Annotated in this window: 19 protein-coding genes; 12 read left to right on the top strand and 7 right to left on the bottom strand. The window is 65.3% G+C overall.

Annotated features, from left to right (window positions below):
• Positions 1-86: 86 nt before the first annotated feature.
• Positions 87-749 (top strand): YggS family pyridoxal phosphate-dependent enzyme, encoded by a 663-nt coding sequence (locus LCM4577_RS12380; protein ID WP_071071416.1) that lies wholly within the window; start codon positions 87-89, stop codon positions 747-749.
• Positions 750-882: 133 nt separating this feature from the next.
• A complete protein-coding gene (locus tag LCM4577_RS12385) occupies positions 883-1,932 on the top strand; it encodes an aldo/keto reductase (protein ID WP_071071551.1) in 1,050 nt (349 codons plus the stop codon).
• 60 nt (positions 1,933-1,992) lie between these two features.
• Here LCM4577_RS12385 and LCM4577_RS12390 read toward each other — a convergent pair whose 3' ends face one another.
• Positions 1,993-2,898 (bottom strand): LysR family transcriptional regulator, encoded by a 906-nt coding sequence (locus LCM4577_RS12390; RefSeq protein ID WP_040991581.1) that lies wholly within the window; start codon positions 2,896-2,898, stop codon positions 1,993-1,995.
• On the opposite strand from LCM4577_RS12390, the gene LCM4577_RS12395 reads away from it, so the two are divergent.
• The 3 genes from LCM4577_RS12395 to LCM4577_RS12405 are packed head-to-tail and all read left to right on the top strand — an operon-like array spanning position 2,882 to position 5,362.
• Positions 2,882-3,070, top strand: coding sequence for a hypothetical protein (locus LCM4577_RS12395; protein WP_131803230.1), 189 nt, complete (start codon positions 2,882-2,884; stop codon positions 3,068-3,070). The genes LCM4577_RS12390 and LCM4577_RS12395 overlap by 17 nt on opposite strands.
• Before the next feature lie 32 nt (positions 3,071-3,102).
• Positions 3,103-4,290, top strand: a complete 1,188-nt coding sequence (locus tag LCM4577_RS12400) for an MFS transporter (RefSeq protein ID WP_071071553.1) — start codon at positions 3,103-3,105, stop codon at positions 4,288-4,290.
• A 37-nt stretch (positions 4,291-4,327) separates the two neighbouring features.
• Positions 4,328-5,362 (top strand): aldo/keto reductase, encoded by a 1,035-nt coding sequence (locus LCM4577_RS12405; RefSeq protein WP_071031278.1) that lies wholly within the window; start codon positions 4,328-4,330, stop codon positions 5,360-5,362.
• A 183-nt stretch (positions 5,363-5,545) separates the two neighbouring features.
• Here the strand turns inward: LCM4577_RS12405 and LCM4577_RS12410 are convergent, their stop codons facing one another.
• Positions 5,546-5,818, bottom strand: coding sequence for an usg protein (locus LCM4577_RS12410; protein ID WP_071031277.1), 273 nt, complete (start codon positions 5,816-5,818; stop codon positions 5,546-5,548).
• Between the two features lie 304 nt (positions 5,819-6,122).
• Between LCM4577_RS12410 and acs the strand changes: the two genes are divergently transcribed.
• Together acs and LCM4577_RS12420 are read left to right on the top strand one after the other, a co-directional pair.
• Positions 6,123-8,078: an acetate--CoA ligase gene (gene acs, locus LCM4577_RS12415; protein ID WP_071031275.1), complete on the top strand. Its 1,956-nt coding sequence runs from the start codon at positions 6,123-6,125 to the stop codon at positions 8,076-8,078.
• Entirely contained in the window at positions 8,078-8,836 is a 759-nt protein-coding gene (locus tag LCM4577_RS12420) for an MOSC domain-containing protein (protein ID WP_071031273.1), read from the top strand. The genes acs and LCM4577_RS12420 overlap by 1 nt, the downstream gene beginning before the upstream one ends.
• Before the next feature lie 12 nt (positions 8,837-8,848).
• Here LCM4577_RS12420 and LCM4577_RS12425 read toward each other — a convergent pair whose 3' ends face one another.
• From LCM4577_RS12425 to LCM4577_RS12435, 3 genes are all read right to left on the bottom strand, one after another.
• Positions 8,849-10,117, bottom strand: a complete 1,269-nt coding sequence (locus LCM4577_RS12425) for a cyclopropane-fatty-acyl-phospholipid synthase family protein (RefSeq protein ID WP_071071418.1) — start codon at positions 10,115-10,117, stop codon at positions 8,849-8,851.
• A gap of 398 nt (positions 10,118-10,515) precedes the next feature.
• Complete coding sequence (locus LCM4577_RS12430; protein WP_071071420.1) at positions 10,516-11,994, bottom strand: TadE/TadG family type IV pilus assembly protein; 1,479 nt, start codon at positions 11,992-11,994, stop codon at positions 10,516-10,518.
• A gap of 343 nt (positions 11,995-12,337) precedes the next feature.
• Positions 12,338-13,207 carry a transglutaminase family protein gene (locus tag LCM4577_RS12435; protein WP_071031269.1) on the bottom strand — a complete coding sequence of 290 codons (870 nt, stop codon included), beginning with the start codon at positions 13,205-13,207 and terminating at the stop codon, positions 12,338-12,340.
• Between the two features lie 170 nt (positions 13,208-13,377).
• Here LCM4577_RS12435 and LCM4577_RS12440 point away from each other — a divergent pair, with 170 nt between their 5' ends.
• Positions 13,378-14,043 carry an HAD-IA family hydrolase gene (locus LCM4577_RS12440; protein ID WP_071031268.1) on the top strand — a complete coding sequence of 222 codons (666 nt, stop codon included), beginning with the start codon at positions 13,378-13,380 and terminating at the stop codon, positions 14,041-14,043.
• On the opposite strand, the gene LCM4577_RS12445 is transcribed toward LCM4577_RS12440, so the two are convergent.
• The gene (locus LCM4577_RS12445) at positions 14,040-14,261 is read right to left on the bottom strand and encodes a DUF1674 domain-containing protein (RefSeq protein WP_071031287.1); all 222 of its coding nucleotides are present in this window, start codon (positions 14,259-14,261) and stop codon (positions 14,040-14,042) included. The genes LCM4577_RS12440 and LCM4577_RS12445 overlap by 4 nt on opposite strands.
• 104 nt (positions 14,262-14,365) lie before the next feature.
• On the opposite strand from LCM4577_RS12445, the gene htpX reads away from it, so the two are divergent.
• From htpX to purH, 4 genes are all read left to right on the top strand, one after another.
• Complete coding sequence (gene htpX, locus LCM4577_RS12450; RefSeq protein WP_071071422.1) at positions 14,366-15,397, top strand: zinc metalloprotease HtpX; 1,032 nt, start codon at positions 14,366-14,368, stop codon at positions 15,395-15,397.
• Positions 15,394-16,788, top strand: a complete 1,395-nt coding sequence (locus LCM4577_RS12455; protein ID WP_198541038.1) for an RsmB/NOP family class I SAM-dependent RNA methyltransferase — start codon at positions 15,394-15,396, stop codon at positions 16,786-16,788. The genes htpX and LCM4577_RS12455 overlap by 4 nt, the downstream gene beginning before the upstream one ends.
• A 145-nt stretch (positions 16,789-16,933) precedes the next feature.
• Positions 16,934-18,658 carry a heparinase II/III family protein gene (locus tag LCM4577_RS12460; RefSeq protein ID WP_071071426.1) on the top strand — a complete coding sequence of 575 codons (1,725 nt, stop codon included), beginning with the start codon at positions 16,934-16,936 and terminating at the stop codon, positions 18,656-18,658.
• Positions 18,659-18,748: 90 nt separating this feature from the next.
• Positions 18,749-20,365: a bifunctional phosphoribosylaminoimidazolecarboxamide formyltransferase/IMP cyclohydrolase gene (gene purH / locus LCM4577_RS12465; RefSeq protein WP_071071429.1), complete on the top strand. Its 1,617-nt coding sequence runs from the start codon at positions 18,749-18,751 to the stop codon at positions 20,363-20,365.
• 160 nt (positions 20,366-20,525) lie between these two features.
• Here purH and LCM4577_RS12470 read toward each other — a convergent pair whose 3' ends face one another.
• Entirely contained in the window at positions 20,526-21,935 is a 1,410-nt protein-coding gene (locus LCM4577_RS12470; protein WP_071071431.1) for an MFS transporter, read from the bottom strand.
• Between the last annotated feature and the right edge of the window lie 367 nt (positions 21,936-22,302).

Below are 22,302 nucleotides of genomic sequence, written 5' to 3' on the forward strand. Positions count from 1 at the left end.
GTCGTCGCGGTGTTCACCATGGATTGCCGGACCCGTCAACTGCGGCGAGCCGGCCCGGCCATGAAAACTATAGGCAGGATAGTGGCATGACGAACGCCGTAGAGCAGCTTCACGCGGTCAAGGCGAGGATCGCAAACGCCGAGCGCGAGGCAAGGCGCGAGCCCGGCGCCGTCACGCTGGTGGCCGTGTCGAAGACCTTCACGGCCGAGGACATCCGCCCTGTGATCGAGGCCGGCCAGCGCGTTTTCGGCGAGAACCGCGTGCAGGAAGCCCAAGGCAAATGGCCGGCGCTGAAAGCGGCATTTGGCGGTCTCGAGCTGCATCTGATCGGCCCGCTGCAGTCCAACAAGGCGAAGGAAGCGGTGGCGCTTTTCGATGTCATCGAGACGGTCGACCGTGAAAAGATCGCCGCCGAACTGGCTAAGGAGATGGCCAGGCAGGGCCGCTCACCAAAACTCTACGTCCAGGTCAACACCGGCTCCGAGCCGCAAAAGGCCGGCATCGAGCCGCGCGAGGCGGTCGCCTTCGTCAAGCGCTGCCGCGATGTGCATAGCCTCGCCATCGAGGGCCTGATGTGCATCCCGCCGGCCGACGAGAACCCCGGCCCGCATTTTGCGCTGCTGGACAAGCTCGCCCGCGAGGCCGGCGTCGCGAAGCTCTCGATGGGCATGTCCGGCGACTACGAGACCGCCATCGCTTTCGGCGCGACGAGCGTCAGAGTGGGATCGGCGATCTTCGGCAGCCGCTAAGCGCCTCGGCCGCTCGTAACGATCTCGTTACCGACCGGCCAATTGAACGATAGGGCCGGCGTCAGAACTTGAAACGAAACGGCCCGTTCCTATTTGCATGGTGTCATTCAATCCTTCTCTCGGGGATCCTACCATGCGCTATAACCAGCTCGGCAATACCGGCCTGTTCGTTTCCGAACTCTGCCTCGGCACCATGACCTTCGGCGCCGCCGGCCAGAATGCCCAATGGGGCCTGATCGCCAGTCTCGACCAGAAAGGCGTCAACGAGATCGTTGCCCGCTCGATCGCCGCCGGCGTCAATTTCTTCGATACCGCGGATGTCTATTCCTTCGGCCAGTCCGAGCAATTGCTGGGGCAGTCGCTCAAGGATCTCGGCGTCAAGCGCTCGGACGTGATCATCGCCACCAAGGTGCATGGCGCCATGGGCAACGGGCCGAACGAGCGCGGCTCCTCGCGCGGCCACATCATGGATTCGGTCGACGGCAGCCTGAAGCGGCTGCAGCTCGATCATATCGATCTCTACCAGCTGCACGGCACCGACACGGTGACGCCGATCGACGAGACGCTGCGCGCGCTCGACGACCTCGTAGCCAGCGGCAAGGTGCGTTATGTCGGAGTCTCCAACTGGCAGGCCTGGCGTATCGCCAAGGCGCTGGGCATTGCCGAGCGCAAGGGCTTTGCCCGCTTCGAGACGATCCAATCCTACTACTCGATCGCCGGCCGCGATCTCGAGCGTGAGATCGTGCCTTTGATCAACGAGGAAAAGCTCGGCCTGATGGTCTGGTCGCCGATGGCCGGCGGCCTGCTCTCCGGCAAATACGGTCCCGGCGCGCCGGGCAACGGCGAGGGCCGCCGCGCGTCCTTCAACTTCCCGCCGGTCAATGAGGATCGCGCCTGGGCGGCGGTTGCCGTCATGCGCGAGGTCGCCAAGAAGCACGGCATCAGCGTCGCCACGGTGGCGCTGGGCTACGTGCTGGCAAAACCCTTCGTCATGAGCGTCATCATCGGCGCCAGCCGCATGGACCAGCTCGAGCAGAACCTTGCCGCCACCGGCCTGAAGCTCGACGCCGATGATCTCGCCAGGCTCGACGAGGTCAGCGCGCTGCCTGCCGAATATTCCGGCTGGATGCTCGAGCGGCAAGGCGCCGGCCGCCGTCCTGCGCCTTTCGTGCCCAAGGTGTAGTCAGCCTTCAAGAGGGCAGACTTTCGGGAAGCCGTGCTTGTCGAGGCGCGGCTCTCCGTTTCAAAGGCGCACTGTCTCCGCAAGAAAATCGAGAAACGCCCGCACCCGGGCCGGCAGATGCTTGCCCTGGCCGACATAGACGGCATGCGTCTGCTCCTCGTCGCCGGGATTGAATGCTTCCAGCAGCGGCACGAGCCGCCTGGCGCCGATGTCGGGTTCGACATGCCAGCGCGCCAGCCTTGCGATGCCGGCGCCGGCCAATGTCGTCAGCCGCATCGCCTCGCCGTCGCTGACCGTCGAATTGCCGACGATCGGAACCATGAGCGGAGCGCCTTTCGCATCCACGAATGGCAGGCCGTCGATATGCCGCACGAAGCCGAAAGCGAGCAGATTGTGGCTGGCCAGGTCGGCCGGCGTCCGCGGCATGCCGCGCGCTTCGAGATAGGCCGGCGCCGCGACCACCACCATCCGGCTCTGGCCGAGCTTGCGCGCCACCAGCCGTGACTCCCTGAGCGGGCCGGCGCGGATCGCGACATCGGCGCGCTCCTCCATCAGGTCGATGACGCTGTCGGTCAGCACCGCCTCGACGGAGATTTCCGGGTAGCGTTCGAGAAAGCGCGGCAACAGCGGCATCAGCCGATGCTGGCCGAACGGTACGTAGGAATTGACCCTCAGCCTGCCGCGCGGCGCGGCGCCCGCCGCCGCTTCCCGTTCGGCCGCATCGAGATCGGCCAGGATGCGCATGCCGCTGTCGTGGAAGGCCGCGCCTTCCGGTGTCAGTTGCAGCCGGCGCGTCGAGCGGCTGATCAGCCGTGCGCCAAGCCGCGCCTCGAGCCGCGCGATCAGCTTGCTCACCGCCGAAGGCGTCATGCGCAATGCCCGCGCCGCGGCCGAAAAGCTGCCCGCCTCGACGACGCGGACGAACACTTCGATCTCGCCGGAGCGGTTGATGTCGGGCCTCGCCATTCGTGAATCTATTTCACAGAAAATATGCCTGGCGCAAGGCTGGTTCACAGCTTGCCCGATCACGATCTTCCCCGTGCATGATCCCGAACCGAAGGTCAGCGAAAGCAAAAAGTGGGGAACCGGTTTTCGGGAAAGATCATGCGCCAGCAAAGATTCCGGGGCGCGGGATTGAGCGTCCCTTTCCTGACCAGACGGACCATCGCCATGCCCCTTGCTCTCTATGCCCTCACCGCCGGCGCCTTCGGCATCGGCGTCACCGAATTCGTCATCATGGGCCTGCTGCTCGATGTCAGCGCCGATCTCGGCGTCTCGATCTCGTCCGCGGGCCTGCTCATTTCCGGCTATGCGCTGGGCGTCGTCGTCGGCGCGCCGCTGCTTGGCGCGCTGACCGGCCGCCTGGCGAAGAAGACCTTGCTGCTTGCCCTGATGGTGGTCTTCACCGTGGGCAACCTCGCCTGCGCGCTGGCGCCCGACTACTGGACGCTGATGGCGGCGCGTGTGCTGACCGCCTTCGCCCACGCCTCCTTCTTCGGCGTCGGCTCCGTCGTCGCCACCAGCCTGGTCGCGCCGAACAGGAAGGCCTCGGCGATCGCGCTGATGTTCACCGGCCTCACCGTCGCCAACATCCTCGGCGTGCCTTTCGGCACCTGGCTCGGCCAGGCCTATGGCTGGCGCTCCACCTTTCTCGCCGTCACGCTGGTTGGCGTCATCGCCTTTGCCGTGATTGCGCTGCTGGTGCCGCGCGACGAGCCTGTCGCCGCGGACGAGGAGGAGAGCTCCGAAGGCGCGCTTGCCGTGCTCGGCCGCCGGCCGGTGCTGCTCGGCCTTTTGACCACGGTGCTGAGCTGGGTCGGCGTCTTTGCCGCCTTCACCTATCTGGCGCCGATCCTCACCCGCGTCACCGGCTTTTCCGAGGGAGCCGTATCGCCGATCCTGCTTGTCTTCGGCGGCGGGCTGGTGGCGGGCAATCTGCTTGGCGGACGCCTCGCCGACCGCCATCTGGTGCCGACGGTCGTCGGCACGCTGGTCGCGCTGTCGGCCGTGCTGTTCGCCATGACCGCGGCGATCCATCAGCCGATCACGGCGATCGTCGCCGTCGGCCTGCTGGGTGCCGCCGCCTTCGCCACCGTCGCGCCGCTGCAGATGTGGGTGCTGGAGAAGGCCGAGGGCGCCGGTCAGGGCCTGGCCTCCTCCTTCAACATCGCCGCCTTCAATCTCGGCAATGCCATCGGCGCCTGGCTCGGCGGCTTCGTCATCGACCATGGCCCCGGCCTCGGCGCCGTCCCCCTTGTTGCGGGCCTGGTGCCGCTTGCCGCGCTCGRCGTCGTGCTCATGGCGCTGCGTCTCGAACGCGGCCGGGCGATCGGCAAGCCGGTCACCGCGCAGTGCTGAGCGCTGATTCCTTCGACATACAATCAGGAGAAGAAAGATGGACTACCGACCTCTCGGCGCTTCCGGCCTGAAAGTGCCCGCCCTTTCCTTCGGCGCCGGCACCTTTGGCGGCTCCGGCCCGCTCTTCGGCCATTGGGGCAACAGCGATGCGAAGGAGGCGCGCCGGCTGGTCGACATCTGCCTGGAGGCAGGCGTCAATCTCTTCGACACGGCCGACGTCTATTCCAACGGCGCCTCGGAGGAGGTGCTTGGCGAGGCCATCAAGGGCCGCCGCGACGCGGTGCTGATCTCGACCAAGACATCCCTGCCGATGGGCGACGGCCCGGCCGACTGGGGCTCGTCGCGCTCGCGCCTGATCCGCTCTGTCGACGCCGCACTGAAGCGGCTAGGCACCGACTATATCGACCTGTTGCAGCTTCACGCATTCGACGCCTCGACGCCGGTCGAGGAGGTGCTGTCGACGCTGGACGACCTCGTGCGCTCCAGCAAGCTGCGCTATGTCGGCGTCTCCAACTTCTCCGGCTGGCAGGTGATGAAATCGCTCGGCCTCGCCGACAGGCACGGCTATCCGCGCTATGTCGCGCACCAGGTCTATTATTCGCTGGTCGGCCGCGACTATGAGTGGGAGCTGATGCCGCTCGGCCTCGACCAGGGCGTCGGCGCGCTGGTGTGGAGCCCGCTCGGCTGGGGCCGGCTCACCGGCAAGATCCGCCGCGGCCAGCCCTTGCCGGAAAAGAGCCGGCTGCACGGCACCGCCGATTTCGGCCCGCCGGTCGAGGACGAGCATCTTTTCAAGGTGGTCGATGCGCTGGAAGCGGTCGCTGCCGAGACCGGCAAGACCGTGCCGCAGGTCGCCATCAACTGGCTCCTGCAGCGGCCGACCGTCTCGTCCGTGATCATCGGCGCGCGCAACGAGGAGCAGCTCCGCCAGAACCTCGGCGCCGTTGGCTGGGCGCTGACCTCGGGGCAGATCAAGGCGCTCGATGAAGCGAGCGCCGTAACGGCGCCCTATCCGTATTTCCCCTATCGGCGGCAGGAAGGTTTCGCCCGGCTCAACCCGCCGGCGGTGTGAGACACAAGGTTGAAGCTGCGAATCTCGCCCCTCGAGGGGGGGAGATATCCGGCAGGGCAGAGGGTCGTCTCACATCGAACGCCAACCTCCTCCGGCCTCGCAGAGGGCCGGCGCTCCCCGCGCGGCAACCCCGTCTGTCGCCTTCGGCGACATCTTCCCCTCAAGGGGGGAGAACATCCGTGCTCAGTGCACCAGAAACTCCCCATCCACCTTCCGCCACTCGTTCGGCGCGACGAGCCTCTGGTGGGTATAGGTCACCGAATGCAGCGGCCCGTCGAGCTTGTTCTTCCAGAATTCGATGAAGCGGATCAGCACCGGGAATTTCGGAGCTATGTCGTAATCCTGCCAGACGAAGCTTTGCAGCAGGTGCGGGTGGTCCGGGTAATGGTAAAGGATCTTGGCCGTGGTCAGCCCATACCCCTTGAGCATCAGGTCCATTTCGGAATTGTCGCGCATTGCGTTTCCTTGGTTGATTCTCCTTCCTCCCAACGCCGGATTGTGCGCACGGTTGCTTAACTGTCTATGGTTTTTTGCGAGATCCCTAAAAATTTTTCTCATTAAAACAGGCGGTTAGCAGCCGCCAAGCAGGAGTGCTAGTAGCCCTGGGCGCTTGCCCCTGCGTCATCCCGCCGCGCGAATCCAACGTCTAATATTGCCGTCACGGCGGAACTGTTAATAATGCCCGCGAATTCGCGGCCGCATCGCCGCGATGCCGCCGGCGCTTCAAGCCGGCGGAACGGTCCCGGAGGAAAGCTGAAAAATGTCCGATGTGCATGTCCACCGCGTCCAGCCGGCGTGGAAGAAGAACGCGTTGATCGACAACGACACCTATCTCAAATGGTACGCCGACAGCGTGAAGAACCCGGACAAGTTCTGGGGCAAGCACGGCAAGCGGATCGACTGGTTCAAGCCCTTCACCAAGGTCAAGAACACCTCCTTCGACGGCAAGGTCTCGATCAAGTGGTTCGAGGACGGTGAGACCAACGTCTCCTGGAACTGCATCGACCGGCATCTGAAGAAGCGCGGCGACCAGACCGCCATCATCTGGGAAGGCGACAACCCCTATGACGACCGCAAGATCACCTATAACGAGCTCTACGCGCATGTCTGCCGCTTCGCCAATGTCCTGAAGAAGCATGGCGTCAAGAAGGGCGACCGCGTCACCATCTACATGCCGATGATCCCGGAAACGGCCTATGCGATGCTTGCCTGCACTCGGCTGGGCGCCATCCATTCGGTCGTCTTCGGCGGCTTCTCGCCGGACGCGCTCGCTGGCCGCATCGACGATTGCAAGTCGACCATCGTCATCACCGCCGACGAGGGCCTGCGCGGCGGCAAGCCAATCCCGCTCAAGGACAACACCGACAAGGCGATCGACATCGCCGCCAGGGCCGGCACCAAGGTCGAGAAGGTCGTGGTGGTGCGCCGCACCGGCGGCAAGATCGGCTGGGTGCCGGAACGCGACGTCTGGTACCACGACGAGGCGGCGACCGTTAAGGCCGACTGCAAGCCGGAGAAGATGAAGGCGGAGGACCCGCTTTTCATCCTCTACACCTCCGGCTCGACCGGTAAGCCGAAGGGCGTGCTGCACACCACCGCCGGCTACCTCGTCTATGTCTCGATGACCCACCAGTATGTCTTCGACTACCATGAGGGCGACATCTATTGGTGCACCGCCGATGTCGGTTGGGTCACCGGCCACAGCTACATCGTCTACGGGCCTCTGGCCAACGGCGCCACGACGCTGATGTTCGAAGGCGTGCCGAACTATCCCTCGCAATCGCGCTTCTGGGAGGTGATCGACAAGCACCAGGTCAACATCTTCTACACCGCGCCGACGGCGCTGCGCGCGCTGATGGGCGCCGGCGACAGCCATGTGAAGAAGACCTCGCGCAAGTCGCTGCGCGTGCTGGGCACGGTCGGCGAGCCGATCAATCCGGAAGCCTGGGAGTGGTATTACAACGTCGTCGGCAACGCCAAGGTGCCGATCGTCGACACCTGGTGGCAGACTGAGACCGGCGGCATCATGATCACGCCGCTGCCCGGCGCCACCGACCTCAAGGCGGGCTCCGCCACGCGGCCCTTCTTCGGCGTCCAGCCGCAGCTGGTCGACGGCGACGGCAAAGTGCTGGAAGGCGCCACCGACGGCAATCTCTGCATCATCGATTCCTGGCCGGGCCAGATGCGCACCGTCTATGGCGACCATGACCGCTTCGTGCAGACCTATTTCTCGACCTACAAGGGCAAGTACTTCACCGGCGACGGCTGCCGCCGCGATGCCGACGGCTATTACTGGATCACCGGCCGCGTCGACGACGTCATCAACGTCTCCGGCCACCGCATGGGAACGGCTGAGGTCGAATCGGCGCTGGTCAGCCACGACAAGGTGTCCGAGGCCGCCGTCGTCGGCTACCCGCACGACATCAAGGGCCAGGGCATCTATTGCTATGTCACGCTGATGGCCGGCACCCAATCGAGCGAGGATCTGCGCAAGGAGCTGATCGCGCATGTCCGCAAGGAGATCGGCGCCATCGCCACGCCCGACAAGATCCAGTTCGCGCCCGGCCTGCCGAAGACCCGTTCGGGCAAGATCATGCGCCGCATCCTGCGCAAGATCGCCGAGGACGAGTTCGGCGCGCTCGGCGATACCTCGACGCTGGCCGATCCGGCCGTGGTCGACGACCTCGTCGCCAACCGGCAGAACAAGAAGGGCTGATGGCCGGCGGGCTCGGCACCGTCAGTCAGCTCTGGCGCTATCCGGCGAGTTCGCTCGCCGGCGAGCGGCTCGATGCCATCTCGGTCGAGCAAAAGACCGTCTATGGCGACCGGCTGTTCGGGCTGGTCGATGCCGATGGCGAGATCGCCAGGCCCGACCGCGAGGCCAGATGGCACAAGGTGCCGCTGATCCGCACCCGGTTGACCGAAGCCCCTCTGAGCAAGGAATGGCCGCTCGAAGTCGCCGTGCCCGGCGGCGGCTGGCTGCCGGCGCCCGATCCTGAAAGCGACCGCGCGGTATCGGCCTTTCTTGGCTTCGAGGCCTCGATCCGGCCGTTCGGCGCGCAGAATGCGGCGCCCGGCTACGTCGGCCCGCTGACCGAGGCCCGCTATGCCAAGGCGCCGATCCATCTGCTCACCACCGCTTCGCTTGCCAGGCTGAAAGCGCTGCACCCCGAAGGCACGCCCGATCCGCGCCGCTTCCGGCCCAACATCGTCGTCGACATGGCACCGGTCGAAGGCTCGTTTCCCGAAACGGAATGGATCGGCAGGAAGCTCGCGGTCGGCGATCTCGAGCTCACCGTCTCGGAACCCTGCCGCCGCTGCGGCTTCACCATCATCGCCCAGGATGGCTTCGACGCCGACCCCGGCATCCTGCGCAATCTGGTGCGCCACAACACCCACAATCTCGGCGTCTATTGCACCGTCGACCGGCCGGCGCGAGTCGGCATCGGCGCGCCGATGCGCTTGATGGACTGAAGCGGGCCGGGCCTACCGGTACAAATCCGCCCGTGTCGGCGGCAGGCCGCTCGCGCCGCGGGCGCGCCTCGTGGCGACGGTCTGGAAAATCTGCGCCGAGCCGCGCTCGAAGGTGATCGAGCAACCCGCCAAATAGAGCAGCCACAGCCGCGCCTTGGGCTCGCCGACCTCGGCGACCGCCTCGTCGAAGCGCGCATTGAGACGCTCTGCCCACAGCCGGCAGGTTCGCCCATAATGCTCGCGCAGGTTCTCCACGTCGTAAGCGAGGAAGCCGTGCGCCTCGAGGTTGCCGAGCGTCATGCCGATCGTGTCGAGCTCGCCGCCGGGGAAGATGTATTTGATCAGCGCCTTGTATTCCGGCCCCTTGCGCAGCGTCTTCCTGATGTCGCCCTTGCTGCGTCTGGTGATGGCGTGGTGCAGATAGATTCCGCCGGGCTTCAGCAAACGGTGGACGGCCGAGAAGTAGGCCGCGTGATTGGCGAGGCCCAGATGCTCGAACATGCCGATCGACGAGATCTTGTCGAAAGTGCCGGAAAGTTCGGCATAGGATTTTATCTCGATGGTGATGCGGTCCTCCAGCCCCTCGGCGCGGATGCGCTCGCGGGCAAGGTCGGTCTGGGCTTGCGACAGCGAGACGCCATGGCCGACGACGCCGTAATTCTTCGCCGCATGGATGAGCATCGCACCCCAGCCGCAGCCGATGTCGAGCAGCCTTTCGCCGGGCTTCAGCCTGAGCTTGCGGCAGATGTGGTCGAGCTTGTCGACCTGCGCCTGGTCGATGCCATTGGCGAAATCCTGGAAATAGCCGCAGCTATAGACCATGCGCTCGTCGAGGAAGAGCCGGTAGAAATCATTCGAAATGTCGTAATGATGCTGGATCGCCTCCTTGTTCGACCCGCTGACGAAAGGCTTACGGCCGGAAAGATCGCTGCGCGCCGTCATCTGCTTGCGCGAAAACAGCACCATAGGCAGGTCGCGCAGGATCGCCAGCTTGGGCAGGGACTTGAGCTTCGTCTTGAGCTTGCCTTGCGACGGCAGGGCATAGAAATCGAACAGCGTGCCGTCTTCGATATCGACGGTCTTGGAAATCCACATCTCCACCAGCGTCGAGAAGGTCGGCCGGCGGACCAGTTGCCAGACGATGTCCTGATCGTTGATGGCAAGCACCGGGCCGCTGGCGGGTCCGATCCGCTCGCCGGTCCACAGCCTGACTGCAAAACCAGGCTTCAGCGTTTCGACGACCTTGCGTACGATCCGCGCGGCTCTGTCGGCGGCGTCCATTCCCACCTCCCGCTATGTCGCATCCGCCCCGTTCCCGAAGCCGCACTGTCGTCCGCCGGCCTGTGGACCGCAATCCCGATCTGTTGCGCAAAAGCACCGCAAGAGCAGGTTTCCCAGCTCGAGGCATGACCATTCCGTTGCGTCATCTTGTCTTTTGCTCCGGYGCACCCCATCATCTCAGTGTGTTCAACGAACTGAAAGGAGGTGATCCGATGTCGAGTGATTTCGTTTTCCATAACGTGAGCTCTGCGGATTGCACTTCCGGGAAGCAGTCTTCCCGTTAAGGCGCGAGACGCGCGGCAGGTAGCCCGGAGGGGCTGCCGCCAGGAGCCGCGTCGTGGACGGAAACACGGAAGGCCGCCGGYTTCGTCAAGAAGCGGCGGCCTTTTCCGTTTGAATCACTGCGTCAGCGCGACCTTTTCAGTGTTGCGGATGATTTCCTGGAAGGCGGCATCCAACTCCGCTCCGGTGGACGCTTCGAAATAATGCTTGTTGGCGGAGGAGGTATCCTTCGACGAACAATCCTTAAGCACCGCTTTCGCCTGGTCCCGCTCGGTTGCCGACATGTCCTTGTCGTTCAGATCGAAGCCGATGGTGAAAACCTCGATGCCATCGTCTTTCATGTTGCCGCATAGAGTTTGAGCGTTGCCGCGCGCAAGGTTGCCTTGGCCATTGTAGTTGCCTCCCGCGCCGGCGAAGGCGGTGTTGAACTGGCCATCGGTCATCAGGATCGCGACCTTGGCGATCTTTTTCGCATTGTTGTCCGAGGGGCCGCCGCCCAGGCCGGCATTCTTGATCACGGTGCGCCATTGCGGCGACAGCATGTAATAGGTCCACTGAACGGCGATCGCGCCGGCCGTGTAGCCATCCGCCTGGAAGTGGTCGATCGAATCGAGCAACGCACCGGAATCGGCGGTCAGCGGGATCACCGCCGCGGTAGGGCACTTGTTCATTCCCGAGCCGCCCAGATGATCGTCCCGGTTGACCAGCGCAAAATATTTCTTGCCATTCTTGTCCGTGCGGACCGTGTCGGGGCCGTCGGCGCTGAAATCCGGATTGCCGTTTTTGTCCTTGCGCTCTGTAGCGCAATTGTCGGGACGAGGCGTCGCCGCGCCGACGATGGAGACATAGTCGCTGAACGAGGGCAGCAATTTGCTGTTCGTCTTGGCGACCAGAAGCGTGCTGCCGGCAACGGGAGGCAGGTCCGAGCCTCCTTGGTTTTCGACATAGACATTTTCCGCCAGCTTGCCGGCGTTCACGGCAGATGCATAGGGCACAAGCGCGACACGGACGCGAGGGTTCTTTGGGTCCTGGTTCTGAAGCATCGTCCGGACGGCGTTTTTCGCCGCCGCTTTAAGGTCGCCGATCTTGTCGACCTTGCCTTTCTTCGCCATCGACCCCGTTATGTCGAGCATCATCGCCACCTCGACCTGCTTGTCCGAATAGAGCGCCGTGGTCGAAGCATTCACGCGGCGCATGTCACCGGTGCTGAAGAACGGGAAATAAAGCCCGACATCGGCATGCGCATCCGCCTGCACCGTATTAGCCGTCCTGTTGACCGTAAGCTTGTCGAGCACGACCTGATTGGCCTGCAGGATGCCGGCCGCGCTGTTGGCGTCGAGGAATGCCTGCACCGTCTTGTTGGCGTCGGCTTCGGTGATGACGCCGAGGGTGAGATCGCGGGCCGTCGAGGTCACAGCGGCGTCGACGACGCCCTGCAGGCTCGACCTCGCATTGTAGAGTTGCGAGATATTGACCGCGAATCCCACCCCCAGCGCGAGGACCGATGCGGCAGCTCCGAACAGAATCGCGAAATTGCCTCCGCGATCCCGGGTAAAGCCGTCCACCCCACGAACGACACCTCTGAACTGCCGCATCCCTTCCGCCTCCACTGTCTGCGGCACTGCGCCGCTCGGCCAGAGCGTTGCAGGATTTCGGCCAGACCGGTCGGGCCACCGCCGAAAGACGCTTAACAGGCGGTTAATCCGCTGTTTTTGCTGGCTTTCGGCGAATTTTTGGGTGAACGGGAAGTAAACGAAAATCCACTGGCGAAGCGGCCTTCATGAAGCGCTTACCATGATCTCCAGGGCTGTCGCGGCCGTTCTCTCTTCGGCACAATTGGGTTGTGCCGAAGCGGGTCAGCGGCTGCCGCGAGACATGGCGCGGCGCAGTGTCTGTCGAGATTCAGGTCAGGCCGGCCTCACCTGAATATCACTGACCTCAAGCCAGCATCTGCGCGCTGACCGTCCGGTCGACGCCATGATGCGGAGGATTGAAGCGGTTGCCTTCCTGCTCGTAGGTCCACACCTTGAACAGGCTGAGCCGGTGCGGGCCAAAACTGTGCAGCAGCGGCACGTCGGTGGCGTCGCGACCGCGCGCGATGACGACGCGGCCGATGCGCGGCCGATTGTGGCGCGGATCGAACGTGTACCACTTGCCGTCGAGGAAGACTTCCATCCAGGCCGAGAAATCCATCGGCGCCGGATCGGCCGGCACGCCGATATCGCCGAGATAGCCGTTCACGTAGCGCGCCGGAATGTTCATGCATCGGCAAAGCGTGATCGCCAGATGCGCGAAATCGCGACACACCCCGACGCGCTCCTCATGCGCCTGGGCGGCCGTGCGCGTGGCGCGCGCATAGCCGTAGCCGAAGGAAAGCCGGCTGTTGACATAATCGACGATCGCCTGGACGCGCGCCCAGCCGGGCGGCAGCGGACCGAAAAGCTGCCAGGCGGTGTTGCTGAGGTGGTCGGTCTCGCAATAGCGGCTGCCGAGCAGGTAGACCAGCACATCGTCAGGCAATTCCGCGACCGGCGTTTCCCGCGCCAGCATGTTGACCTCGTCGGTCTCGCCGCTGTCCTCGACCGCCGCATCGTAGAGGATGCGGAAGCTTCCGGCCGGCGCCGTGAAACGGCGGCAGATATTGCCATGGCGGTCGCGATAGGCGTGTGTCGGCACCGACGGCGAAGTCAGCACCCGCGTCTGCCGCTTGATGTCGGCATGGCGGTCGGGATGGATGTCGAGAAGTGAGATGATCGGCGTCGCCGCCGCGCATTCGATGGCTATCTCATAGCCGAGTCGGATCAGCATCGCATTCCCCCCTTGGTGATTTTGGAAGACTGGCTGTTCAACGCCGCGAACCGGAGGTTGTTCCCCCGTGGAATCGAAATGGCGGGTTCTCGCCTTCTCAGCCAGAGCCAGCCGGTCTAAACTAGGCTACGCGTTTCGCCCTCCCCGAAAACGATTCCCCAGGATACCCGATGTTTGCAGGCTCAAAATTCGCCGCCTTCCTTTTCGACATGGACGGCACGGTGCTCAACTCGATCGCCGCGGCGGAACGGGTGTGGACGGCATGGGCAAACCGGCATGGCCTCGATGTGGCGGCCTTCCTGCCGACGATCCATGGCAGGCGCGCACGCGAGACCATCGCCGCGCTGAAGCTTCCGGGCGTCGATCCGCTGGCGGAGGCGGATTTGCTGCTCAAGGCCGAAGCCGAGGATCTCGAAGGCATCGTCCCCATCCCCGGCGCCGTCGCGTTCCTGCAATCGCTGCCGCCGGAGCGCTGGGCGATCGTCACCTCGGCGCCGCGCGAACTGGCGCTGCTGCGCATCCAGGCGGCCGGCATCCCGGTTCCCGCCATGATGGTCACGGCCGAAGATGTCACCCATGGCAAGCCGGCGCCGGACTGCTTCCTGCTGGCGGCAAAGCGTCTCGGCGTCGCTGCGCGCGACTGCCTGGTGTTCGAGGACGCGCCGGCGGGTATCGCCGCGGGCGAGGCTTCCGGCGCTTCGGTCATGGTGATCAGCGCCACGCACGTCCACCCGCTCGTCACGCCGCACCCGATGATCCGTTCCTATGACGAAATCGGCATCGCGCTGGACGACAGTGGCTGGATTGCGCTCGCGCCCGAGCGTGCCGTCGCTTAAAAGTCGGTGGCGAGGCCCTTCACCTCCCAGTCGCCATAGCGGCCGGGTTCGTTACCGCCGCGACCACCGATCTCCTTCGGCAATTTTGCCTCGGCCTGACGATATTCCCTACGCCTGGCCTCGGCCTCCGCTAGCGCGCGGCTCGCAGCCGGCGTCAGCACCTTTCGCGGCGCGTCGCCTTCGCCCGCGGTTTCGGTCTTGTTGGTCGGTTCGGTCATGCGATATTCCTGCCGATTGAAACGAGGCCCGGCCTTTCCCATCATATAGCCATGACCGCAAAAGGATCGACCCCAATTCTCCATCGCTCCGAACGGATGAAACGATGAACACGCTTCGTACCGCAGTGCTCCTTGCCGCGATGACGGCGCTGTTCATGGGCGTCGGCTATCTGATCGGCGGCTCGGGCGGCATGGTGATCGCGCTTCTGATCGCCGCCGGCACCAACCTGTTCAGCTACTGGAACGCCGACAAGATGGTGCTGTCGATGAACCGCGCCGTCGAGGTCGACGAAAAGAATGCGCCCGAATATTACGCGATCGTCCAGGCGCTGGCCAAGCAGGCCGGCCTGCCGATGCCGAGAACCTATCTGATCGACAATCCGCAGCCCAACGCCTTCGCCACCGGCCGCAACCCCGAGAATGCCGCGGTGGCGGCGTCCACCGGCCTGCTCGAGCGGCTCTCCCATGAAGAGGTTGCGGCCGTGATGGCGCATGAGCTTGCCCATGTGCAGCATCGCGACACGCTGACCATGACGATCGTAGCGACGCTCGCCGGCGCCATCTCGATGCTTGGCAATTTCGCCTTCTTCCTCGGCGGCAGCCGTGACAACAACAATCCGTTCGGCTTTGTCGGCGTGCTTGTGGCGATGATCGTTGCGCCCTTCGCCGCTATGATCGTGCAGATGGCAGTGAGYCGCACGCGCGAATACGAGGCCGACCGGCGTGGCGCAGAAATCTGCGGCAATCCGCTGTGGCTGGCCTCGGCGCTGGGCAAGATCGCGCGCGGCGCCGAGCGGATCCCCAATGAGGATGCCGAGCGCAATCCGGCGATGGCGCATCTTTTCATCATCAACCCGCTGCATGGCGAGCGCATGGACAATCTGTTCTCGACCCATCCGAGCACCGAGAACCGCATTGCGGCGCTGCAGGAGATGGCGCGCGCCATGGGCGGCGCATCGCCTGCCGCACGGCGCGAGGCAGCAGCGCCGACCGCCGCCAACGAAGCGCCGGCCGGCCCCTGGGGCAAGCCGGCGGACCCGGCCGCAGAGGTCGAGCCGCCGCCACCAAAACCCAATCCCTGGGGCCGCAACCCGACCGGGCCTCGCAATGCCGGGCGCAAGGGCCCGTGGTCGTGACGCCGCCGAGGCGCGGACAGCCAGGCAATCCGCAACGCCCAGGCAATCCGCAAGGCAAGGCCGGTGACGAGAACGTTGCCGGCCTTGCCGCGCGGAAAGCGGCGGCGCGCCTGCTTGCCGCAGTCATCGATGCCCATACCCCACTCGACGGATTGACCGACAACGAGCACGGCCATCCGCAATACAAGGCGCTGGACGGCCGCGACCGCGCGCTGGTGCGCGCCATCCTGGTGACGGCGCTGCGCCACCGCATGATCATTGCCGGGCTGCTGTCGAAACGGCTGGAAAAGCCGCTGCCGGCCAACGCCACGGCCCTCTCGCATATCCTCAACGTCGCCGCCGCGCAGATCCTGTTCCTCGATGTCCCCGACAGCGCCGCCGTCGATCTGGCCGTCACCCACGCCAAGTCCGATCCGCGCACGACGCGTTTCTCCGGCCTCGTCAACGGCGTGCTGCGTTCGCTGGCGCGCGTCAAGGACGCCGAGCTTGCCCCGGCGCTCGCCGCCACCAGCGAGGCGCCGCAATGGTTCTCCGAGCGGCTGGTCGCCGCCTACGGAGCTGACAAGGCGCGCGCCATCCTCGCCGCCCATCGCCACGAGGCGCCGGTCGATTTCACGGTCAAGGCCGATCCGGCGCTCTGGGCCGAGCGTCTGGGTGGCATCGTGCTGCCGACCGGCACGGTGCGTGTCGAAAAGCTCGCCGCCAATGTCGTCGACCTGCCCGGCTTCGCCGACGGCGCCTGGTGGGTGYAGGACGCAGCCGCCAGCCTCCCGGCGCGCCTGTTCGGCGACATCGGGGGCCAACGCGTTGCCGACCTCTGCGCCGCGCCCGGCGGCAAGACGGCGCAGCTTATCCTGGCCGGCGCCAGCATCACCGCTGTCGACACGTCGAAGAACCGGCTCGCGCGGCTCAAGCAGAATCTCGACCGCCTCGCCCTGACGGCCGAACTCGTCCAGACCGACCTGCTCGACTACCGCCCGGCGAAACTGTTCGACGCCGTGCTGCTCGATGCGCCCTGCTCCTCGACGGGCACGGTGCGCCGCCACCCCGACGTGCCGTGGACCAAGACCATGGCCGATGTCGAAAAGCTCGCCGACCTCCAGCGCCGGCTGCTCAACCACGCCGTCAACCTTGTCAGGCCCGGCGGCCGCGTCGTCTTCTCCAACTGCTCGCTCGACCCGATCGAAGGCGAGGAGCTTTATCGCGCCTTCCTCGCCGGGAACCCCGGCGTCGCCGCCGATCCGATCCGTCCCGGCGAATTTGCCGGTTTCGATCCGTTCCTGACCCCTGAGGGCACGTTGCGCACCACGCCGGCCGACCTGGCGCTGGGACCGCCCGGGATTTCAGGCCTGGACGGCTTCTTCGCCGCGCGGATGAAGCGGACAGGTTGACGCGTTATCTCATAAAATCGGCTGACTTTTTAGGGAAGACCCCACTGCTACGGCGTGAAGTGGTTCACTTCGGCGAAATCCGCCTTCGCATAAGTTCTTGAATCGCATAAGCTGGTGCTTGGGTTAGGGGACATCAGGAGGGTTATTGGCACTTGTTGCCTCCAGCACGACGCGTCTGTGGACGCTGGTCGCGAAGGAGTTCTGGCGCAAGACGCGCCGGCGCCTCCGCGCCGGCCCGGTTTATCGCTGGCGCTATTCCGGCCGCACTCCCGAACGCGTCCTGATCGCCCCGCCCGACCTGCGGCTCGCCGATCCGCAGATCGCTCTGGAGATTTACTATGGCCGCTATCCGCTGTCCGGCCATCTGGTCGAGACCGGCGGCACCTCGCCCTTCCAGCTCGACGTGCCCAATCGCGGCTGGCAGAAATCGCTGCACGGCTTCCGCTGGCTGCGCCATATGCGCGCCACCGGCACCGAGCTCGCCGCCGCCAACGCCAGGGCGCTCGTCACCGACTGGATCGCCATGCACGGCAACCAGATTTCGGGCATCGCCTGGGAGCCTGGAACGACGGCCAAGCGCGTGATCGCCTGGCTGCAGCATTCCTCAGTGGTGCTGCAAGGCGCCGAATTCCCCTTCTATCGCGCCTTCCTCAAATCGCTCGCCGTGCAGATCCGCTACCTGCGCTCGGTGGCGCGTGAGATGCCGGATGGCGAGGCCAGGCTGCGCGCCCGCATCGCGCTCGCCTTCGCCGCGCTATCCTTGCCGGCCCCGGCCTCGGCGCTGCGTTCCGCGACGCGCAATCTGGCTGAGGAGCTGGAGCATCAAATCCTGCCCGATGGCGGCCACATCTCGCGCAAGCCGATGGCGGTGCTGGAACTGCTCGCCGATCTGCTGCCGCTGCGCCAGACCTATGCCAACCAGGCCGAGGCGCCGCCGGCGGCCCTGATCGGCGCCATCGACCGCATGTTGCCGGCGCTGCGCTTCTTCCGCCACCAGGACGGCAGCCTGGCTCGCTTCAACGGCATGGGCGCCACCATCCACGACCGCATCGCCACCATCTTGCGCCATGACGACACGGTGGGCGCGCCGCTGCTGCACGCGCCTCATTCCGGCTATGAGCGCCTGTCGATGGGCGGCGTGACGGTGATCGCCGACACCGGCCTGCCGCCGCCTGTCGACGTCTCCAACGCAGCGCATGCCGGCTGCCTCGCCTTCGAGCTTTCCTCCGGGCGTCAGCACTTCATCGTCAATGCCGGCATCGACACCTACGGCGCCCCGGAATTCCGGCCGCTGGCCCGCGCCACCGMCGCGCACTCRACAGCGACGATCAACGACACCTCGTCGGCGCGCTTCAGCCACTCGCTGCGCGTCAGCGATCTTTTGGGCTCGCCCCTGATCGGCGGTCCGCAGCATGTGCCCTGCAAGCGCCTCGACCAGAAGGGCATGCAGGGCTTCGTCGCCCGCCATGACGGCTATGTCCAGCAATTCGGCTTCCTGCACGAGCGCGAGCTGAAGCTCGGCACGAACGGCAACGTGCTTGCCGGGCGCGACCGTTTCCTGCGCCCGGGCAATGCGGCGATCCGCAACAATGGCCGCGACTTCGTCACGGTGCGCTTCCACGTCCATCCCGATATCAGCCTGCTGCAGGACGACCACGACCGGCTGACCCTTGCCGCCGCGCAGGGCGACAGCTGGGTCTTCACCTGCGCCGAAGTGGTGCCGGAGGTCGAGGAATCGATCTATTTCGCCGGTCTGGGCGGCCCGCGCCGCAGCCGGCAGATCGTGCTCGCCTTCAAGGCCTCGGCAATTGCCGAGGTCCACTGGCAGCTGACCCGCACCGATATCGCCGGCTATCCCGAGAACAACTGAGTTGCAAATCCGGCTGCGAGCTTGATTTCCGGGGCTCATATGCTAGGGCCGGCCAACGTCCCTTCCAACAGCTCTGAAAGGCCGCCCGCCATGGCCGTGCCCACGAAAAACATTCCGGCGCCGGATCTCGTTCCGGTGCGCCGCGCCCTGCTTTCCGTCTTCGACAAGACCGGCCTGATCGACTTCGCCAAGGCGCTCGCCGCTGCCGGCGTCGAATTGGTCTCGACGGGCGGCACGGCAAAGGCCATTGCCGAGGCTGGCCTTGCGGTGCGCGACGTCTCCGACCTCACCGGCTTTCCCGAGATCATGGACGGCCGGGTGAAGACCTTGCATCCGTCGGTGCATGGCGCGCTGCTCGGCATCCGCGACGATGCCGACCATGCTAAGGCCATGCGCGACCATCACATCGAGCCCATCGATCTCGTTGTCTCGAACCTCTACCCGTTCGAGGAGGTCCGCCGCTCCGGTGCCGGCTACGCCTCGATCGTCGAGAACATCGACATCGGCGGGCCGGCGATGATCCGCGCCTCGGCCAAGAACCACGCCTATGTCGCCATCGTCACCGACCCGGCCGATTATGCGTCCGTCGTCAACGCGCTGGAGATGAATCTTGGCTCGCTCTCGCTCGACTTCCGCAAGATGCTGGCGGCCAAGGCCTTTGCCCGCACCGCGACCTATGACGCGGCGATCTCGGGCTGGTTCGCCGAGGCGCTCGAGATCGAGCATCCGACATGGCGCGCTTTCGGCGGCCGGCTCGACCAGGTGATGCGCTATGGCGAGAACCCGCACCAGAGCGCGGGCTTCTACCTGTCGGGCGACAAGCGGCCGGGCGTGGCGACGGCAAGGCAGTTGCAGGGCAAGCAGCTCTCCTACAACAACATCAACGATACCGACGCCGCCTTCGAGCTGGTCGGCGAGTTCGATCCCGCCCGCTCCGCGGCGATCGCCATCATCAAGCACGCCAACCCTTGCGGCGTCGCCGAAGGCTTATCGCTGAAGGCGGCCTATGCCAAGGCGCTGGCCTGCGACCCGGTCTCGGCCTTCGGCGGCATCGTCGCCATGAACCGCATCCTCGACGCCGAGGCGGCGGAAGAGATCGTGAAGACCTTCACCGAGGTCATCATCGCGCCCGACGCCACCGACGAAGCCGCCGCGATCGTCGCGGCGAAGAAGAATTTGCGTCTGCTGGTCACCGGCGGCCTGCCCGACCCGCGCGCTGCCGGCACGACGGTGAAATCGGTGGCCGGCGGGTTGCTGGTGCAAAGCCGCGACAACGCCGTGGTCGACGACCTCGAATTGAAAGTGGTGACCAAGCGTGCGCCGACGCCGGCCGAACTGGCCGACCTCAAATTCGCCTTCCGCGTCGCCAAGCACGTCAAATCGAACGCCATCGTCTACGTTAAGGACGGAGCGACGGTCGGCATCGGCGCCGGCCAGATGAGCCGCGTCGATTCTTCCCGCATCGCCGCCCGCAAGGCGCTGGACGCGGCGGAAGCCGCCGGCCTCGCCGAACCGCTGACCAAGGGCTCCGTCGTCGCCTCGGACGCCTTCTTCCCCTTCGCCGACGGGCTACTGTCGGCAATCGAGGCCGGCGCCACGGCCGTGATCCAACCCGGCGGCTCGATGCGCGACGAGGACGTCATCGCCGCCGCCGACGAGCACGGCATCGCCATGGTCTTCACGGGCGTAAGGCATTTCAGGCATTAGCGCCTCTTTCCTTCTCCACTGTGGGAGAAGGTGGATCGGCGCACAGCGCCGAGACGGATGAGGGGTGTTCCAGCGGAGTGAGACGTTGGCTTTCCCTGGAGCACCCCTCATCCGTCGCCTTCGGCGACACCTTCTCCCACAAGGGGAGAAGGGAATTGCGCTACCGCTTGTCCGCCGGATAGGGCGTTCCGACCAGGATCGCCATGCCGATGCCGAGGAACAGGATGATTGCCGCCATGCCGAGCCGTGGTGAATCGCTCATGGCCGTTATGGTCGCCACCATGAACGGCGCCAGGAAGCTGGTCGCCCGGCCCGCCAGCGCGTAGATGCCGAAATAGCGGCCCGACTCGGCGGCGGTGACGCTGCGCGCCATGTAGGAGCGCGACGAGGCCTGCACCGGGCCGAAGGCGAGCCCGATCAGCAGCCCATAGAGGATATAGGCTTTTTCGGCCGCGGTGCCGAACAGGCCGCCGGAATCGGCGGTCGACAGCGGAATGAGGCCGAGCAGCGTGAAACCTGGGCCGGTCGAGACGACGCCGATCGTGGCGACCGACAGCATCGCCAGCGAGATCATCACCACCGCTTTAGAGCCGAGGGCCGTGTCCAGCCGCGCCGCGATCCAGCAGCCGAAGATGGCGACGATGTTGAGGATGATGCCGAACAGGCCGATCTCGGTGATCGACCAGTGGAACATGCCGGCCGCGAACGTGCCGCCGAGCGCGAGCAGCGCATTGACGCCGTCCTGATAGATCATGCGCGCCAGGAGGAAGCGCAGTATGCCGCTGCGCTGGCGCACCTCGGCGAGCGTCGACTTCAGCTCCGACAGGCCCTCGCGCACCGCCGGCCCGATCGGAATTCCCTTGCTGGCGTCGGGCGTGAAGAAGAACATCGGCAGGATGAACAGGAAATACCAGCCGGCCGACATCGGCCCGGTGAAACGCGCGTCCTCGCCGAGCTTGGGGTCGAGGCCGAACAAGGGATCGAGGCCGATGATCGTCTTGCCGGTTTCGAGATTGCCGGCCAGGAACAGCACCACGAAGATCAGCGCCACCATGCCGCCGAGATAGCCGAGGCCCCAGGCGACGTTGGAGATGCGGCCGATCTCTTCCTTAGGCACCAGCCGCGGCATCATGGAATCGTTGAACACGGTCGAGAATTCGGCCGCAACCGAAGCCAGCGAGAACAAAAGCACGACCAGGAACAGGTTCGACCCCGGCGCGGCGAACCACAACAAGGTAAGGCTGACGATCTTGATCGTGGCGAAGAAGGCGATCCACGGCTTGCGCGGCCCGGTCTGGTCGGCGATCGAGCCGAGCACCGGCGACAGCACCGCGATAACCAGGCCGGCCGCGGCAATGCCGTAGCCCCAGGCCGCCTGTCCGGCGGTCGGGTCGCTCGCCATGCGCGAGACGAAATAGGGTCCGAAGATGAAGGTGGTGACGACGGTGAAGAAAGGCTGCGCCGCCCAGTCGAAGAACATCCAGCCCCAGATGCCGCGCCCCGATGCCCGCTGCACTGTCTCTACTGCCGCCATGCTTTCTCCCCTGGCATCGCTCGCGTCGGGCGCCATGTCTGCATGTTTTCAACCAGCGATGCAAATGAACAAGCGCGGCGCTGCCGTTGCCTTCCTCGCCCCACGCAATGGGCTACGCTATGCACACATCTTCTGTGATTGACTGATCGACCTGGCTTGATTGCCACGTGGTTCCCCCAATCCGTCGCTGCTTCGCAGCGCCACCTTTCCCCCCTCCGGAGGGAAAGGAAGGGAGCCTTGCTGGAGGAGCGTTGGCGGCAAAAAGCTTGGCGCCCTTCCTCTACCCCGTCGATCGGGGGAGAGGTGGCTCGGCGAAGCCGAGACGGAGTGGGGGTCGACCAGCGCTACATGAGACAATGCATGCGCCAAGCTGCCATGCACGCTATCGCCAAAGGCCGGCCGC

The sequence above is a fragment of the Mesorhizobium sp. LCM 4577 genome (genome assembly GCF_001854795.2).
GTDB classification, from domain to species: domain Bacteria; phylum Pseudomonadota; class Alphaproteobacteria; order Rhizobiales; family Rhizobiaceae; genus Mesorhizobium; species Mesorhizobium plurifarium.

What these genes read in the sequence shown, in the direction of transcription:
- LCM4577_RS12425 (WP_071071418.1), bottom strand. Translation starts at nt 10,117, where the DNA reads ATGGACGCCGCCGACAGAGCCGCGCGGATCGTACGCAAGGTCGTCGAA.
- LCM4577_RS12380 (WP_071071416.1), top strand. Translation starts at nt 87, where the DNA reads ATGACGAACGCCGTAGAGCAGCTTCACGCGGTCAAGGCGAGGATCGCA.
- LCM4577_RS12440 (WP_071031268.1), top strand. Translation starts at nt 13,378, where the DNA reads ATGTTTGCAGGCTCAAAATTCGCCGCCTTCCTTTTCGACATGGACGGC.
- purH (WP_071071429.1), top strand. Translation starts at nt 18,749, where the DNA reads ATGGCCGTGCCCACGAAAAACATTCCGGCGCCGGATCTCGTTCCGGTG.
- LCM4577_RS12430 (WP_071071420.1), bottom strand. Translation starts at nt 11,994, where the DNA reads ATGCGGCAGTTCAGAGGTGTCGTTCGTGGGGTGGACGGCTTTACCCGG.
- LCM4577_RS12445 (WP_071031287.1), bottom strand. Translation starts at nt 14,261, where the DNA reads ATGACCGAACCGACCAACAAGACCGAAACCGCGGGCGAAGGCGACGCG.
- LCM4577_RS12470 (WP_071071431.1), bottom strand. Translation starts at nt 21,935, where the DNA reads ATGGCGCCCGACGCGAGCGATGCCAGGGGAGAAAGCATGGCGGCAGTA.
- LCM4577_RS12385 (WP_071071551.1), top strand. Translation starts at nt 883, where the DNA reads ATGCGCTATAACCAGCTCGGCAATACCGGCCTGTTCGTTTCCGAACTC.
- LCM4577_RS12395 (WP_131803230.1), top strand. Translation starts at nt 2,882, where the DNA reads ATGTCGGGCCTCGCCATTCGTGAATCTATTTCACAGAAAATATGCCTG.
- acs (WP_071031275.1), top strand. Translation starts at nt 6,123, where the DNA reads ATGTCCGATGTGCATGTCCACCGCGTCCAGCCGGCGTGGAAGAAGAAC.
- LCM4577_RS12405 (WP_071031278.1), top strand. Translation starts at nt 4,328, where the DNA reads ATGGACTACCGACCTCTCGGCGCTTCCGGCCTGAAAGTGCCCGCCCTT.
- LCM4577_RS12390 (WP_040991581.1), bottom strand. Translation starts at nt 2,898, where the DNA reads ATGGCGAGGCCCGACATCAACCGCTCCGGCGAGATCGAAGTGTTCGTC.
- LCM4577_RS12410 (WP_071031277.1), bottom strand. Translation starts at nt 5,818, where the DNA reads ATGCGCGACAATTCCGAAATGGACCTGATGCTCAAGGGGTATGGGCTG.
- LCM4577_RS12435 (WP_071031269.1), bottom strand. Translation starts at nt 13,207, where the DNA reads ATGCTGATCCGACTCGGCTATGAGATAGCCATCGAATGCGCGGCGGCG.
- LCM4577_RS12420 (WP_071031273.1), top strand. Translation starts at nt 8,078, where the DNA reads ATGGCCGGCGGGCTCGGCACCGTCAGTCAGCTCTGGCGCTATCCGGCG.